Genomic DNA, 15,061 nt, shown 5'->3' on the forward strand with positions numbered 1-15,061 from the left:
TAGACAGAAACCAAAGTTGGCTAACTTCAATTTGTCGGATAAAAATATAATTTTTTTTTCAATTCCTTAACGATTTGTTAAAAGTTTAGCGTATTAATTTTACGTTCACAAAAATACATATATAAAAAAAAGACAGCATATAGCTGTCTTTTTTATCTTGTAACCTTAAATTAGCTTTTAGTCGCGGTTTCTGGCTCCCATAAATATTAAGATATACTGAAATAAGGTGGCCATAGAGGCTAATGCTGCCACTACATAGGTCATTGCCGCCCACCATAAAGCATTTTTAGCTTTATCATGCTCCGCAGGCTTCATAACCTGACTGCGATCCAACCAGGCCAATGCCCTTCTGGAAGCGTCAAATTCCACTGGCAGGGTAACTACCGAGAATAAGGTGGTACCTGCAAATAATATAATACCAGCCAACAACAATTGAGGAAATACATTAATTAATAATATACCTCCTAAAAGCACCCAGGATACGATACCAGAACTAAATTGTACAATAGGTACCAAACGGGATCTGAGCCCCAGCCAACGGTATGCATCTTTATGTTGAACAGCATGGCCACATTCATGGGCCGCTACAGCCGCCGCCGAAACATTGGCCCCATAAAAAACATCAGGACTTAGATTTACAGTCTTATCTGCCGGGTTATAGTGGTCAGATAAAAAACCTTCGGTTGCCTGAACCCGGACATCATATATCTGATTGTCTTTCAACATTTTCTCAGCAATTTGCTGGCCGGTTAAACCTGAAGAAGTGGGTATTTCGCTGTAAGCCTGGAACTTACTTTTCAGAATATAGCTTACAAGCATGCTGATCCCCACAAAGATCAGTGATACGAACATAATTCCAGGTGTCATAGCTCTTTAAATTAGACCTAAGCAGGCACAAATACCCTTCCAATAACCCCATTTTAAGTTTTATTTAGCATTTGGGCTGACACCCCCTCTTTTTTGGTAAAGAAAAAATAATTTAACACTGCCATATTGGCAAAACGAACAAATTTCCCCCTTGAGGACGCCTGTTTGTCATTGATGAAAATCTATATTATGACGGTTTTTTTATATGCAAAAATCATAAACATCACCTCTCTTTATCAACATTTTAGCATGGGTCAGTGAAAGTAATATTAGATAAAAATACAGGCTGAAACAAGCATTGGCAGCCACTTTGTAAGAATGACACCATTAGTCAAAAGTTATTCACATCAATTAAATAAACTTTTTTATTCTGAAGCCATTTTGTAATTTAGACCTGAATTTAATGGGTTAGTAAGTAGAAAGAGTCAACGGAATCTTCCGTTTGGCTCTTTTCTCATTTTATGACGTTTTGGAAAGCTTTTTTTCAACCATTTTCTCCCTCAAGTTTAAAAATCCATTTACTTTGTAACCCATCCTTTAAAAATTTATGAGTAAAATCAGAACTGCTTTTTTTTGTCAACAATGTGGATACGAAGCCGCCAAATGGAATGGAAAATGTCCCAGCTGTGGTGAATGGAATACATTTGTTGAAGAGAAAGTTCAAAAAGATACTTCCAATAAAATTGTAGACTGGAAACAACAGAACGACTCAGGCAACCGTACTCAAAAAATTATTAACCTCTCTGATGTTACTACCAGTCAGGAAGAAAGAATCCTAACTCCCGATAATGAATTAAACAGAGTACTCGGCGGCGGTATAGTTGCCGGATCTCTTGTGCTGGTAGGTGGTGAACCCGGAATCGGCAAATCAACACTCTTCCTTCAAAACGCATTGCAACTCCAGCATATCAGAACCTTATATATTAGTGGTGAAGAAAGTGAGCAACAAATAAAAATGCGTGCCGATCGAATCAAAATAAGCAACGATCAGTTTTTTTTACTCACCGAAACTTCCACTCAAACCATTTTCCAGGAAATAAAAAAACTACAACCACAATTAGTAATTGTAGACTCAATCCAAACCCTGCACTCCCCTTTTATCGAATCCGCTCCCGGTAGCGTTTCCCAAATCAGAGAAACCACAGCCGAACTTCAACGATTCGCCAAGGAAAGTAATATCCCTGTATTCCTCATCGGTCACATCACCAAAGATGGCTCAATTGCCGGTCCTAAAGTTCTGGAACATATGGTAGATACAGTATTACAGTTTGAAGGGGATCAACACTACGCCTATCGAATCCTGAGAACTATAAAAAACAGATTTGGTTCCACTGCCGAACTTGGAATCTACGAAATGACAGGTGTAGGGTTACGACAGGTAACCAATCCCTCGGAAATACTTATTTCACAAAGAGAAGATTTGCTGAGTGGTGTTGCTATTGCCGCTACCCTGGAAGGAATGCGCCCTCTTTTGGTAGAAGTTCAGGCATTAGTTACTCAATCCGTTTATGGTACCCCTCAACGTACTGCTACCGGATTCGATCTGAGACGCCTGCAATTATTACTGGCCGTTCTTGAAAAAAGAGGAGGATTTCATTTCGGTGTCAAAGATGTTTTCCTGAATATTGCCGGTGGTATTAGGGTGGAAGATCCGGCTATTGATCTGGCAGTATTATGCGCACTACTTTCTTCCTATGAAGATGTGGCCATTCCACCGAAAATATGTTTCTCCGGTGAAGTGGGCTTAAGCGGCGAAATCAGAGCCGTAAACCGTATTGAGCAAAGAATTGCTGAAGCAGAAAAACTGGGATTTGAGAAAATTTTTATTTCCCGCTATAACAAAAAAGGGATCGATTTCAGTAAATTTATGATCGAAGTTATTGCTGTTGGCAGAGTAGAAGAAGTTTATCAACGTTTGTTTTAATTAATACTTTATGATTTCCCGTTTGTTAACACCACTGGTACAGCTTTTCTATCCGCATTGCTGTGAGATCTGCGGTACAGATTTGCCTGCTACTGCAGAATTATTATGCTTTAGATGTATAGAATCTTTACCCGTTACCAATTTCCAACGATATAATGATAACCCGGTAATGAGATTATTTAACGGAAGAGCCAAAATTGAACACGCCTTTTCTGCCTATTATTATCATCAATCTTCAGAACTAAGACAGCTTATCCATCTGTTTAAATATAAAAAACGCGAGGATATTGCTATCTGGATGGGTAAACAGATGGGGATTCAGTTACAGCAAAACAACTGGTATAAGGAAATCGATACCCTGGTTCCGGTTCCGCTTTACCCAAAAAAGGAACGGGAAAGAGGTTATAACCAGGCTACCTCGATCGGGAAAGGAATCGGAGAGGTATTAAACCTCAAAATAAATACACAATTAATTCATCGTCAACAATATACAAATACCCAGACACAAAAAGGAAGAAGCGAAAGATGGCAAAATGTAGCTGATACTTTCATTGCAAATTCCCCCCTGGCAGGAAGACACTTACTGTTGATAGACGATGTTATTACCACAGGCGCTACTACAGAAGCCTGTGCACAGGCCTTGCTCCGGAAAAATGCCAAGGTTAGTATTGCCACCCTGGCGCTTACATGGCATTAAACCAGAAAAAAAACTCAGCAACAAAATAGGATTATTATTACCTTTACTCATAGCCGAATTCGCTTTCGATTTATATACTTTTAAATAAACTCCAAGATGTTTAGACTTGCCATACTTTCTATAGTTATGTTTTTCAGCACTTCTCATTTATATGATTTTAAGGTTGATGCAGTTGATGGAGGAAAAATTGACTTTTCAAAATTCAAGGGAAAAAAAGTATTAATCGTAAATACTGCGTCTTTGTGCGGTAATACTCCTCAATATAAAGGACTTGAAGATCTGTATAAGAAATATCAGAATAAACTGGTAATTGTTGGATTTCCTGCCAATAACTTTGGCTCTCAGGAACCAGGTTCAAATAAAGAGATTCAGGAATTTTGTACTAAAAAATATGCTGTAACCTTCCCAATGGCAGCTAAAATTTCAGTAAAAGGAAATGATATTCACCCCATTTATAAATGGTTACTTGAAGAAAGTAAAGCAAAACATTTTGAACCAACTGAGGTAACCTGGAATTTTCAGAAATATCTGTTAGACGAAAAAGGAAATCTGGTCGCTGTTTTTTCTCCCAAAACTCAACCTGATGCCCCGGAAGTGATCGCAGCAATAGAAAAGTAATCATTTTCTTAGCCATTGCCAACTTGTGTCATGAGAATTAATGCTATTACTCCTTTGTAGTAGTTAGCTATAGTTTTTTTAACCAAATGGCAATATGTCTATGAACCAAACCTCTACTCTTAATCAGAAATTATTCATTATTCTTATTTTACTCATTCCTTTAATGAGTTGCCAAAATCTGATCGATACTCCTTCACTTTCTTGCCCCTCTATGAAAATGATGGTAAATATTGGTGAAACTACCAGAGTAATGAACTTTGTAAGTAATGTTATCTTTAACCAACATACAGATTCTGGTGGAATTAAATTTATGAGCACAGAAGCGACTTGTGACTCCTTTAAAGTTCTCCTGAATTTAAGAGACACGTTGTACACCGATCTTGAATTGACGAACGATAGCCTGCATCTCCGAACCTACGAATTTATGAAAGGAGTAAAAAATGATGGACTTGTGATAATAGCTATTGCTACTCCTCAGGGTTACAAGTTTTTGGAGACAGATACTTCCAGCATAACAATTCGCAGAATTAATACCAAAAATCAAACTGTTACCGGCTTTTTTTATCTTGAAACAGGTAACAAGGCAAAAGTTGCCACCGGAACATTCGAAAATACCTGCTATGTTAGGTTAGAATAAGAGGATAATCCTCTTTTCATTAACTTGCGCTCATGCAGTTTTCTGAAATAATTGGCCAAAATGGTATTAAGCAACAACTTGTACACTCAGTCCAAAACAATAGACTTAGCCATGCAATGATTCTTGTTGCTCCCGAAGGAGCCGGTGGATTGCCATTAGGTCTTGCATTCACTCAATATCTTGTTTGCGAAAATAAACAGGCAGAAGATGCCTGTGGGCAATGTTCTGCATGTATTAAGGCCTCTCAACATATTCACCCGGATATTCACTATTCCTATCCGGTAATCCCAAGAAAATCTGGTGATAAACCAATCAGTACAGACTATATTAATGAATGGCGCGAATTCATAGACACAAATCCTTACGGAAATGCCTATGATTGGCTACAGTTCATCGGTGCAGAAAATAAACAAGGAAATATTACTGCAAGCGAATGTCAGGATATCCTTCATAAGTTAAATCTCAAAAGCTTCGAAAGCGGCTATAAGATATTACTTATGTGGATGCCTGAATATTTAGGTAATGAGGGAAACAGGCTATTAAAACTAATAGAAGAACCTCCACAGAATACTTTATTCATTCTGATCGCTGAAAACCAGGAACAGATTCTTGCAACCATACTTTCCCGAACTCATCTTATTAAGGTAAATCCAATCCAAAAAGATGAAATTGTTAAGGCTTTGGAAGAAAAAAGCCAGGTAGCTGCCCCTAAAGCCCAACAAATAGCCACTATTGCTTCTGGCAATTATAGGGAGGCTTTGTACTTGCTGCAACATTCTGATGATGATTATCACGAATTACTAAGAAATTGGTTAAATCACCTTTTTACAGGTAATCGGATTGCTCTCCAGGAATGGATAGAAGGTATTTCCAGCGCCAAAACAGGTAGAGAGAACCAAAAGCAATTCCTCCGCTACTTTGTTAACCTGATAGAACATACTATCAGACTGGAATATCTTGATAAGTCTGTTCTCGGGTTCTCTCCTGAAGAAGTTGATTTTGCGGCCAAACTCCGTAAACTCGCCAATCATGAGCAATTGGCTGCCATTGCCTCGGAAATAAATAATGCCTGCTATTATATAGAACGCAATGCCAATGGAAAACTATTATTTCATGCGCTGTCTATCAAGCTACAACACATATTTAAAAATAAACCTATACCAGTAATGTAATAAGTAGCGGCATTCGCGGGCTTATCAGCACCTTTTCCCTATCTTTGTTGCTTACGGTTCTTTGTTTTTCTGACAGGAAAAATGTATTTTAAGAACCAGTACAACCTGAATTGCTTATTTCTAAAATTTAAACTAATTAATAATATGGCTTGTGCCGGATGTGGTACGGGTGTGGATGGGAAGCCAGCAGGATGCAAGAGTAATGGAGGATGCAGTACAGGAGGTTGCAACAGACTTAATGTATTTGATTGGTTATCCAATATTCCCCTTGGAGATAGCTTAGCACCATTTGACATAGTTGAAGTAAGCTTTAACCACGGCAGCCGCAAAGACTTTTTCAGAAATATTACCAAACAAACCTTTGATAAAGGAGAAATGGTAACGGTAGAAGGAGTTAGCGGGTTTGACGTTGGAACAGTAAGCCTCACAGGCGAGCTGGTAAAGCTGCAGATGAAGAAAAGACGTGTAGAAGACACGCCCGAAGTAAAAAAGATCTTACGTCGTTCTACCAACGACGATTTACAAAGGATGAGCGACAATAAGGCCCGCGAAAAAGAGGCGCTCATCAAATCCAGAGCTTTAGCTCGTAACCTGGGCCTTGAAATGAAATTAGCCGAAGTAGAAATTCAGGCTGATGGCCGCAAGGCAACCTTTTTTTATACAGCAGACGATCGTGTAGATTTTCGAGAGCTTATTAAAGTTTATGCTTCCGAGTTTCGCGCAAAAGTAGAAATGCGCCAAATTGGTGCCAGACAAGAAGCCGGAAAAGTAGGCGGTATCGGTAGCTGTGGCAGAGAATTATGCTGCTCTACCTGGTTATCTGATTTCAAAAGCGTAAATACTACCGCGGCCCGTTATCAAAACCTGTCTATTAACCAGGCCAAACTCTCTGGTCAGTGCGGTCGCCTTAAATGCTGCCTTAACTACGAATTAGATACCTACCTGGACGCTTTAAAAGAGTTTCCGGAAGATGCCGATATCATTGAAACCGCAGCTGGTGTTGCCCACCTGCAAAAACGTGATATCTTCAAAAGCCTCATGTGGTATTCTTTTGAGGGGAGTAACAAACAATACCCTCTTACTATTTCCAGAGCTAAAGAAATCAAACAGCTCAACAAACAAGGTATCAAACCAGAAGATCTTAAACCAGTTGAGGTAGTAACTACCAAACCTAAAGAAGCAGATCTCGGATATGCTGATGTAGTTGGACAAATTAGCCTTAAATCTCTCGAAAAAACCGTTCAGAAACGTAAACAGAAAGATAAGGATAAACAAAAACAACAACAGCAACAACCAAAGGGTAACGAACCTAAAAACGCTTCCAAGCAAGAACAGGCAAAACCTGCTGCCAAACAGGAACATAAACCTCAGCAACAGGACAAAAAGCCTAAACAGGATGCACGTCAGCAGCCCCAACAACGTCATGGCGGAGGAAATAATTCCCCTAAACAAGGTAACCAGCCAAACCAGGCCAAACCAGACCAGGGAAATAAACCTCAAGGGCAACCTAAACAGCAAAGCCCTAATCAATCAAATCAAGGTTCTCAACAACCTAGACAAGATAAACGCCATAATCATCCAAAACATAAACACAAACACAATAAGAATAATAACAATCAACCCGATAAAGAAAAATAATCTGAGCGGGTTTCTTAAATAGATTTGAATTATTCAGAACAAGGCTGGCCAATAGGCTGGCCTTTTCTTTTTGTATACTTTATATTATAATTTATTTACCTTTCCTACTCTTTTTAAAATCATAAATTACCTATGAAAAAATTCCCCCACTCATTGTTGTTGTTATTCTCTCTAACTTTAATCTTCTTTGCCTGCCAGAAAGAATATTCTTCTGAAAATAATGGTAACAACAATGGAAATGGTACTACCCCTCCAACCCCGGTGGTAACTGTCAAAACTAGTGTTCAGGGTCGGGTTATCGATGAAAAACAAGAACCTGTTAAGGGTGCTATTGTTTCCTTCGGAGCCATAAGTGGTATAACTGATGTTAATGGTTTTTTCAAATTTGACAATGTGGTTGCTTCTAAAAACACTGCCGTTGTAGTTGTAAAGAAAGATGGCTACTTCAATGGCAGCCGCACTTTCATCACAAGCGCCAATAGCCTTAAGTATGTACAAATTCAGCTATTACCCAAAAAAGAAGCCGGCCAATTTGAAGCTGTCAATGGAGGCCAAATAACTGCCGCATCTACCTGCCAGCTTACCTTTCAGCCCAATCATGTTTTAAATGGCAACAATGAAGTATATAGCGGAAAAGTTAGTGTTTTAATTAGCAACATCAATCCTGAAGACAGCAAATTTGCAGATATACAACCCGGAGCACTGAGAGGAACCAATAAAAACGGAAAGGAAGTAGGGTTACAGTCCTTCGGTATGTTTGCAGTAGAACTACAAGGAGCTAATGGAGAAGCCCTCCATCTCGATACCAATAAATCTGTAATGCTTAAATATGCCATTCCTACATCCTTACTAAATACAGCTCCTGCCACCATGCCTCTCTGGTATTTTGATGAGAAATCAGGATTATGGCAGGAAGAAGGTCTGGCAACTAAAAACGGGGCTTTTTATATCGGAGAAGTTAAACACTTTTCTTTCTGGAATCTCGATTACCCATTCGCTCAGGCGAAAATCAAAATCCGCTTTCTCTCAAAAGCCGGGGTACCGGTACAGGCCACGCAGGTAATTCTTAAAACCAGTGAAGGACAGGTTGGTTACGGATTTACAGATGATAATGGAGTAGTTGAAGGAATAGTACCGGCTGAAAAAGCGCTTACTCTAAGCTTAGCAGGACAATGTAACAATACTCTTTATACCCATCCTCAGCCTATTGGGCCACTTCTGAATGATACAGATCTGGGCGATTTAGCAATAGACATCAACATTCCTTTCCTTACTATCACTGGTAAAATAACTGATTGTGATAATGCTATAGTTAAGGGTGCTTATGTTTCTGCCTTACTTGAAGGAAGAACTTATCGTACCTATTCTGACGATAATGGAAAATACTCAATAAATATTTTACGCTGTGCATCCACAGCTTCAGAATTGGAGATTGCTGCAATGGATGTTGTAAATAACACCAGCAACAAAATCACCAAAACAGTTACTGTAAATACAGAAAGTATAGATTTACAGGTTTGTAAGGAAGCTACTGCTTTCATGAACCTGAATTTCAATGGTAAGAGTTATACATTTGGAGAACAGGATACTATTATTTCCTGGCACATGAGCTTTGGAACATACAGTATTGGTGCAAAATCGAGTAAAGCAGATTTAAGTGAGCAACTTAATTGGGGATTATCTTCCAATACTCCTTTCGCTCCCGGAACTTATCCATTGAAGAATGACAATTTCTTTTTCCGTATCAAAAACATGACTTACAGCAAAGCAGAAGGAACATGCACTCTCACAAAAGTGGGTACCGGGGCTGACGAATTTTATGAAGGTAGTATTACAGGTACACTTGGTAGCGATAGCACAGGTACAACAAGGTTTCCAATAACCGGAACATTTAAAATGAAGATTCTTTATTATGACTAATTCAATATCAATACTAAAATAGGGCTACCAATGGTAGCCCTATTTTAGTATAATTCAGTAGCAAAATAAAAGGCCGCCCAGACGAGGCAGCCTTTGTTAACAATTGGTTTTTGCTTATGAGAAAATTGTAAAGTTCAGTTTATATCATTCTCACAAAATCAATCTGCACAGGCGCCTACGGGCACGTCAAAAACGAATACTATGCTTCGTTTTCAAATAATAACCTATAATAGTTCATATTGGTAGCCTCATCAAATCCTCTTTCAATCATCTCGCGGTTACCGTGAATGTATATATGGAAATTCTTATCTAATTTAATAATGCTCTTAAAAACCTTTTGTTGCTTCTTAACAGCAGGAGCTGAAATCTCAAATTCATCCGGAAAATCTTGTTGGTAGTGGTTTGCATACTCATTTCGATATTCCTTAAAAGAAGCGATAGCATCCGGATGGCCTAAAACCTCATTAGCAAAATCATCTAACTGGAATTGTTCTTTCTCCTTAAAATAAGCGGCTGATTTATTTAACAAGTCTACCTGGTCTACTCTATTCATTTCATATTCACTCGGTAGTTTATCAGAGATAAATTGTTTGCACATCGATACAGCTGTTTCAGTTTGATGGTAGCTATCCTCCCTGCGCTGTACCTGTAAGAAAGCATCTTTCCAATAAACTGCTTCCTGTTGCTTACCTATACTGTCTACAATACTAACTTTAAACCCTTCAGCTTCTTCAGTATTAAAAATCAGGCAACCTTTATCCAGCTTATTAATATTGATCCCATCTTCATAGTTGACCTGATAATTATCGTCAGATAAAAACACCTTTAAATAGGTATCCCGATTTTCTGACTTAAAAATGCCTATTGCTGCTACTTCTTCTCCATCGACCAGACATTTGCTAAAGTAGGTTATATATAATTCTCCTCCTTTGATCTTTGGATGAGTAGAATGTTTATATAGATGTTTGGCAATATTTATGGATTGCTCCTGAAAATCATCCTGGTTAGTAAAGATACGTTTACAATATTGAAATATTTCATTCATTTCCAGGTCGGCATCATGTCTAAACCTGAAATATTCTGCAACATTCGTGAATGGCTGAATGAAGTATGTGATCAACAACTGTCCAATTGTTTCGTCTTCCAACTGCAGCGGTGCCTTAGAACAAACTAATGGCTCATCATTTGAAGCATTTCCCACTTTATGAATGGTTAATAGCGCCAAATCTTTAAACTCAGAAACATGAATCATCGCGCAAAATTAATAAATAAGTTGGCAGACCACCGTACTGTACTGCCTGGTAATTAAATCTTGATAACTTTAAAACGCTGCAAAAATCTGATTTTGTTCCTTATTTTAGGCTAAAATCTAGGATGAAATGACAAAACAATTATACCTCGCCATACTTTTGCTGTCATGCGCCACTACTGTCCTGGCCCAAAACAAAGAACTATATAAAGCTAAAGATTTAACCTCCGAAAATCAGTTCTCTTCCAATATAGAAGGCCCAAATTTCGACAAAACCGGTAATCTATATATAGTCAATTTTCAACACGATGGTACTATTGGAAAGATTAATCCCACTACCGGAGCAGGTGAGATCTTTGTGACATTACCCGATGGCAGCGTGGCCAACGGGGTGCATTTTAATAGCAAAAGCACCATGTTACTGCCTGATTTTAAAGGCCATAATGTGCTGGCTGTAGATATGAAAACCAAACAGGTATCAGTTTATGTATACAGCAATCAATTTAATCAACCTAACGATTTATGTATAAACCGTAAGGATCAGATTTTTGCGTCTGATCCCAAATGGGCTTCGAATAGCGGACAAATTTGGAGAATCGATACCAACCGGATTCCTGTTTTACTGGAAACCGATATGGGCACAACAAATGGTATCGAACTTAGTCCTAACGAAAAAATCCTCTATGTAAATGAAAGTGTACAACGTAAAATCTGGAAGTACGAGGTAGATGAAAAAGGTAATATCTCCAACAAGCAGCTCTTCGCCGAATTTCCTGATTTTGGTTTTGATGGGATGAAATGCGATAAAGCCGGTAATCTCTACGTTGCACGTTGGGGAAAGGGAGTGATAGCTGTACTGACGCCTGATGGAAAATTATTAAGGGAAATACCTTTAAAGGGTAAGCAATGCAGCAATCTTGTTTTTGGAGGTAAAGATGGTAAAACAGTATTTGTAACACTGCAAGACAGGAAGGCTGTGGAAACTTTCAGAGTAGCAATTGCCGGTAAAAAATTCTAAACCTTCGTTTATACATCAACGTATAAAAAACAAAGAGATAGCGAATCTCCTGAGTATTGTTTAAATAACTACAGATGCCCAAATCAAAATAGGCTATCTCTACTAAGCAGAGACAGCCTATTTTAATTTTTATAAAAAGCTTATTACATGCACAATCCGCCGCAGGCACTAATAGTTTGCCCGGTTACGTAACTGCTCATATCTGAAGCCAGGAATAAGCAAACATTAGCGATATCTTCAGGCGTTCCGAAACGAGCCAAAGGAATTTGCTGAATATATGCACTTGCCCCTTCACCATCTTTCAGGTAGCTGGTCATATCAGTTTCAATGAAACCCGGAGCAACAGCATTACAACGAATATTACGGCTACCTAATTCCTGAGCTATAGATTTGGTAAACCCGATAATACCGGCCTTGGAAGCAGCATAGCTACTCTGACCAGCATTACCCATTATTCCGATAACGGAGCTCATATTAATGATGCTACCGGTTTTTGCTTTCATCATTGGGCGTATTACCTGTTTGGTCATGTTATACACACTTTTCAGGTTTACATCCATTACCTCATCCCACTGATCAGGGCTAAGGCGAAGTAACAGGTTATCTTTAGAAATACCTGCGTTATTCACACAGATATCAATTTTGCCAAACTCTTTCAGCACATCAGCAATTAAAGTTTCAGTTTCTTCGTAAACAGCGGCATTGGATTTATAAGCTTTAGCTTTAACGCCTAATGCAGTTAGTTTAGCTTCCAATGCTTTTGCTTTTTCGTCAGAACTCAGGTATGTAAATGCTACATTGGCTCCCTGTTCAGCAAACTTTAAAGCAATTGCCTCTCCGATACCGCGGCTGGCGCCTGTTACAACAGCAACTTTGTTCTCCAGTAATTTCATGTTATAGTTGATAGGTTTTAAGCATTCATATTTTCAGCCGTAAATTTCAGAATTTCTTCCAGGTATTTACGATCATTATTTAGGCGGGGCACTTTGTGCTGCCCTCCTAATTTACCTTTACTTTTCAGGAATTCGCAAAAAGTTCCTTGAGGAAGTACATGAACAGCAGGCATATGCAATGCTATGTTCTTGTATCTTTTTGCCTCATAGTCTGAGTTGATTGTTTTAAGTGTATCATCCAGCACCTGCATAAAGCGATTTATATCATTTGGTGCTACATCAAACTCAATCAACCATTCATGACCACCATTTCCTTTCTCACTAAAATATACAGGGGCGGCAGTATAATCATTTACAATAGCTCCTGTTGCTTCAGATGCTTTAGCGATAGCAGTGTCTGAATTTTCTACAATCACTTCTTCTCCAAATGCATTAATAAATGATTTTGTTCTGCCACTAACTTTAATACGATAAGGTAACAGGGAAGTAAACTGAACAGTATCTCCAACCAAATAACGCCAAAGTCCACCATTCGTACTGATGACCAGTGCGTAATTTTTTCCAAGCTCTACATCTTGTAACTGCAGGGTTTGAGGCTCTTCCTTACCTAATTCTTCCATCGGCATAAATTCATAGAATATACCGTGGTTCAGGAATAAAAGTAAACCTTCTTCCCCTATTATATCCTGAGCAGCAAAAAAGCCTTCAGAAGCATTATAGGTTTCCTGATAATTCATCATTGGCTTACGGATCAGTCTTTGGAACTGTTCTCTGTAGGGAGTAAAACTTACCCCTCCATGCATATAAAGTTCCAGGTTAGGCCAAACATCCGCCAGGTTATCAGTTCCCGTCAGTTCAAATATTCTCTTTATTAAAACGATTGTCCATGTAGGTACACCAGCTATTGAAGTTACATTTTCATGTATAACAGCATTGGCCATTCGCTCAATTTTCTCCTCCCATTCGTCCATCAGGGCGATTTCGAGATCGGGAGTACGGATCATATTTCCGTAGAATGGCATGTTCTGCAGCATAACCGCACTCAGATCACCAAAGTAAGAATCGCTGTTTTCAGACAATTTATTAACCTGGTGACTACCGCCTATGACTAAGGATTTACCGGTAAATACGTCTGAATCCGGGAAATTGTTATAGTAAAGCGAAATAACGTCTCTGCCTGAACGATAATGACATTCATCCAGACTTTCTACGGTAACGGGAATGAATTTGCTTTTATCGGCGGTAGTACCGCTTGATTTAGCAAACCATTTGATAGGAGTATTCCATAGCACATTTTGCTGACCTTCCATCGTACGCTGAATATATGGTTTGATGGTATCGTAAGTGTGAATAGGAACTCTTTTTTTATATTCGTCTATCTTATAAATATTCGAAAATCCGTATTGCTTGCCAAATTCTGTGTATTGGCCGGCACTAATAAGGTTTTGGAATACCTGCTGTTGCACTTGCACAGGATACTGCATGAAGTATACTATACGCCCCATGCGCAATCTGGCGAGTTGTGATATTGCAGGACTTAAAATTCTCATATATAGGATGGTGTAGAATTATTTTACTGTTTAGCTGCTTCTCCAAGATAATCTTTACGGCGAAGAATGAAATTCTGGCCAAGATACACTTTTCTAACCTGTTCGTCAGCGGCTAATTCTTCAGCAGTTCCGGATTTGAGGATTTTCCCCTCAAACAGCAGGTAGGCTCTGTCTGTAATTGAAAGTGTTTCCTGTACGTTATGGTCGGTAATGAGGATGCCAATATTCTTATATTTGAGCTTAGCAACAATCGACTGAATATCTTCCACTGCAATAGGGTCGATACCAGCAAATGGTTCATCCAATAGGATAAATTTCGGGTCTACGGCCAGTGCGCGCGCAATTTCGGTACGGCGGCGCTCTCCCCCGCTCAATACATCACCCGGACTTTTTCTAACATGAGTTAACCGGAATTCCGCCAGGAGGCTTTCCAATTTGTCTTTCTGTTCGGCTTTTGTGAGTTTAGTCATCTCCAAAACCGCTGCAATATTGTCTTCCACGCTCAATTTACGAAATACGGACGCCTCTTGTGGCAAGTATCCTATTCCCATTTTGGCACGCTTATACATTGGCAGCTTGGTAATGTTCTGACCATCCAGGTACACATTTCCCTCATCAGGCTTAATTAGGCCTACCACCATATAGAAAGATGTGGTTTTACCCGCACCGTTGGGGCCTAGCAGCCCTACAATCTCCCCTTGGGATACTTCTACAGATACATGGTTTACCACTGTTCTGTTACCGTAACGCTTTACCAGCTGGTCTGTATGTATTCTTAATGACATATGTTCAAACTTAGCAAAAATAAACAATTCATTCAGTTAGCCTAGTTATAGTTCTCATAAGATTAAAAATGATCTGATTATAATAGGGGGATA

General features: G+C 39.0%; 13 protein-coding genes. 8 read left to right on the top strand and 5 right to left on the bottom strand.

Annotation, left to right across the window (positions count from 1 at the left end; genetic code table 11):
• Positions 1-177: 177 nt before the first annotated feature.
• On the bottom strand, positions 178-867 hold the full coding sequence (locus DVR12_RS09675; protein ID WP_116975473.1) for a zinc metallopeptidase: 690 nt from the start codon (positions 865-867) through the stop codon (positions 178-180).
• 547 nt (positions 868-1,414) lie between these two features.
• Between DVR12_RS09675 and radA the strand changes: the two genes are divergently transcribed.
• From radA to DVR12_RS09710, 7 genes are all read left to right on the top strand, one after another.
• A complete protein-coding gene (gene radA, locus DVR12_RS09680; protein WP_116975474.1) occupies positions 1,415-2,791 on the top strand; it encodes a DNA repair protein RadA in 1,377 nt (458 codons plus the stop codon).
• A 10-nt stretch (positions 2,792-2,801) separates the two neighbouring features.
• Positions 2,802-3,488, top strand: a complete 687-nt coding sequence (locus DVR12_RS09685; protein ID WP_116975475.1) for a ComF family protein — start codon at positions 2,802-2,804, stop codon at positions 3,486-3,488.
• A 96-nt stretch (positions 3,489-3,584) separates the two neighbouring features.
• Positions 3,585-4,106: a glutathione peroxidase gene (locus tag DVR12_RS09690; protein ID WP_116975476.1), complete on the top strand. Its 522-nt coding sequence runs from the start codon at positions 3,585-3,587 to the stop codon at positions 4,104-4,106.
• 94 nt (positions 4,107-4,200) lie between these two features.
• The gene (locus DVR12_RS09695) at positions 4,201-4,743 is read left to right on the top strand and encodes a hypothetical protein (protein WP_147323438.1); all 543 of its coding nucleotides are present in this window, start codon (positions 4,201-4,203) and stop codon (positions 4,741-4,743) included.
• A 32-nt stretch (positions 4,744-4,775) separates the two neighbouring features.
• On the top strand, positions 4,776-5,915 hold the full coding sequence (locus DVR12_RS09700) for a DNA polymerase III subunit (protein WP_116975478.1): 1,140 nt from the start codon (positions 4,776-4,778) through the stop codon (positions 5,913-5,915).
• Positions 5,916-6,059: 144 nt separating this feature from the next.
• Complete coding sequence (gene ricT, locus DVR12_RS09705) at positions 6,060-7,553, top strand: PSP1 domain-containing protein (RefSeq protein ID WP_116975479.1); 1,494 nt, start codon at positions 6,060-6,062, stop codon at positions 7,551-7,553.
• 132 nt (positions 7,554-7,685) lie between these two features.
• Positions 7,686-9,473: a carboxypeptidase-like regulatory domain-containing protein gene (locus tag DVR12_RS09710; protein WP_116975480.1), complete on the top strand. Its 1,788-nt coding sequence runs from the start codon at positions 7,686-7,688 to the stop codon at positions 9,471-9,473.
• A gap of 199 nt (positions 9,474-9,672) precedes the next feature.
• On the opposite strand, the gene DVR12_RS09715 is transcribed toward DVR12_RS09710, so the two are convergent.
• Complete coding sequence (locus DVR12_RS09715; protein ID WP_116975481.1) at positions 9,673-10,725, bottom strand: nucleoid-associated protein; 1,053 nt, start codon at positions 10,723-10,725, stop codon at positions 9,673-9,675.
• 127 nt (positions 10,726-10,852) lie between these two features.
• Between DVR12_RS09715 and DVR12_RS09720 the strand changes: the two genes are divergently transcribed.
• Entirely contained in the window at positions 10,853-11,740 is an 888-nt protein-coding gene (locus tag DVR12_RS09720; RefSeq protein ID WP_116975482.1) for an SMP-30/gluconolactonase/LRE family protein, read from the top strand.
• A gap of 143 nt (positions 11,741-11,883) precedes the next feature.
• Here DVR12_RS09720 and fabG read toward each other — a convergent pair whose 3' ends face one another.
• From fabG to lptB, 3 genes are read right to left on the bottom strand one after another with little or no spacing between them, the layout of a single operon-like run.
• Positions 11,884-12,633 (bottom strand): 3-oxoacyl-[acyl-carrier-protein] reductase, encoded by a 750-nt coding sequence (gene fabG, locus DVR12_RS09725; RefSeq protein ID WP_116975483.1) that lies wholly within the window; start codon positions 12,631-12,633, stop codon positions 11,884-11,886.
• A 17-nt stretch (positions 12,634-12,650) separates the two neighbouring features.
• Entirely contained in the window at positions 12,651-14,183 is a 1,533-nt protein-coding gene (locus DVR12_RS09730; protein WP_116975484.1) for a GH3 auxin-responsive promoter family protein, read from the bottom strand.
• A gap of 23 nt (positions 14,184-14,206) precedes the next feature.
• Positions 14,207-14,968, bottom strand: coding sequence for an LPS export ABC transporter ATP-binding protein (gene lptB / locus DVR12_RS09735; protein WP_116975485.1), 762 nt, complete (start codon positions 14,966-14,968; stop codon positions 14,207-14,209).
• Positions 14,969-15,061 lie beyond the last annotated feature (93 nt).

The sequence above is a fragment of the Chitinophaga silvatica genome, assembly GCF_003419895.1.
GTDB classification, from domain to species: Bacteria; Bacteroidota; Bacteroidia; order Chitinophagales; family Chitinophagaceae; genus Chitinophaga; species Chitinophaga silvatica.

Coding starts and splice junctions, on each gene's coding strand:
- DVR12_RS09710 (WP_116975480.1), top strand. CDS start 7,686: ATGAAAAAATTCCCCCACTCATTGTTGTTGTTATTCTCTCTAACTTTA.
- DVR12_RS09675 (WP_116975473.1), bottom strand. CDS start 867: ATGACACCTGGAATTATGTTCGTATCACTGATCTTTGTGGGGATCAGC.
- DVR12_RS09690 (WP_116975476.1), top strand. CDS start 3,585: ATGTTTAGACTTGCCATACTTTCTATAGTTATGTTTTTCAGCACTTCT.
- DVR12_RS09695 (WP_147323438.1), top strand. CDS start 4,201: ATGTCTATGAACCAAACCTCTACTCTTAATCAGAAATTATTCATTATT.
- ricT (WP_116975479.1), top strand. CDS start 6,060: ATGGCTTGTGCCGGATGTGGTACGGGTGTGGATGGGAAGCCAGCAGGA.
- DVR12_RS09715 (WP_116975481.1), bottom strand. CDS start 10,725: ATGATTCATGTTTCTGAGTTTAAAGATTTGGCGCTATTAACCATTCAT.
- DVR12_RS09685 (WP_116975475.1), top strand. CDS start 2,802: ATGATTTCCCGTTTGTTAACACCACTGGTACAGCTTTTCTATCCGCAT.
- DVR12_RS09730 (WP_116975484.1), bottom strand. CDS start 14,183: ATGAGAATTTTAAGTCCTGCAATATCACAACTCGCCAGATTGCGCATG.
- lptB (WP_116975485.1), bottom strand. CDS start 14,968: ATGTCATTAAGAATACATACAGACCAGCTGGTAAAGCGTTACGGTAAC.
- fabG (WP_116975483.1), bottom strand. CDS start 12,633: ATGAAATTACTGGAGAACAAAGTTGCTGTTGTAACAGGCGCCAGCCGC.
- DVR12_RS09720 (WP_116975482.1), top strand. CDS start 10,853: ATGACAAAACAATTATACCTCGCCATACTTTTGCTGTCATGCGCCACT.
- DVR12_RS09700 (WP_116975478.1), top strand. CDS start 4,776: ATGCAGTTTTCTGAAATAATTGGCCAAAATGGTATTAAGCAACAACTT.
- radA (WP_116975474.1), top strand. CDS start 1,415: ATGAGTAAAATCAGAACTGCTTTTTTTTGTCAACAATGTGGATACGAA.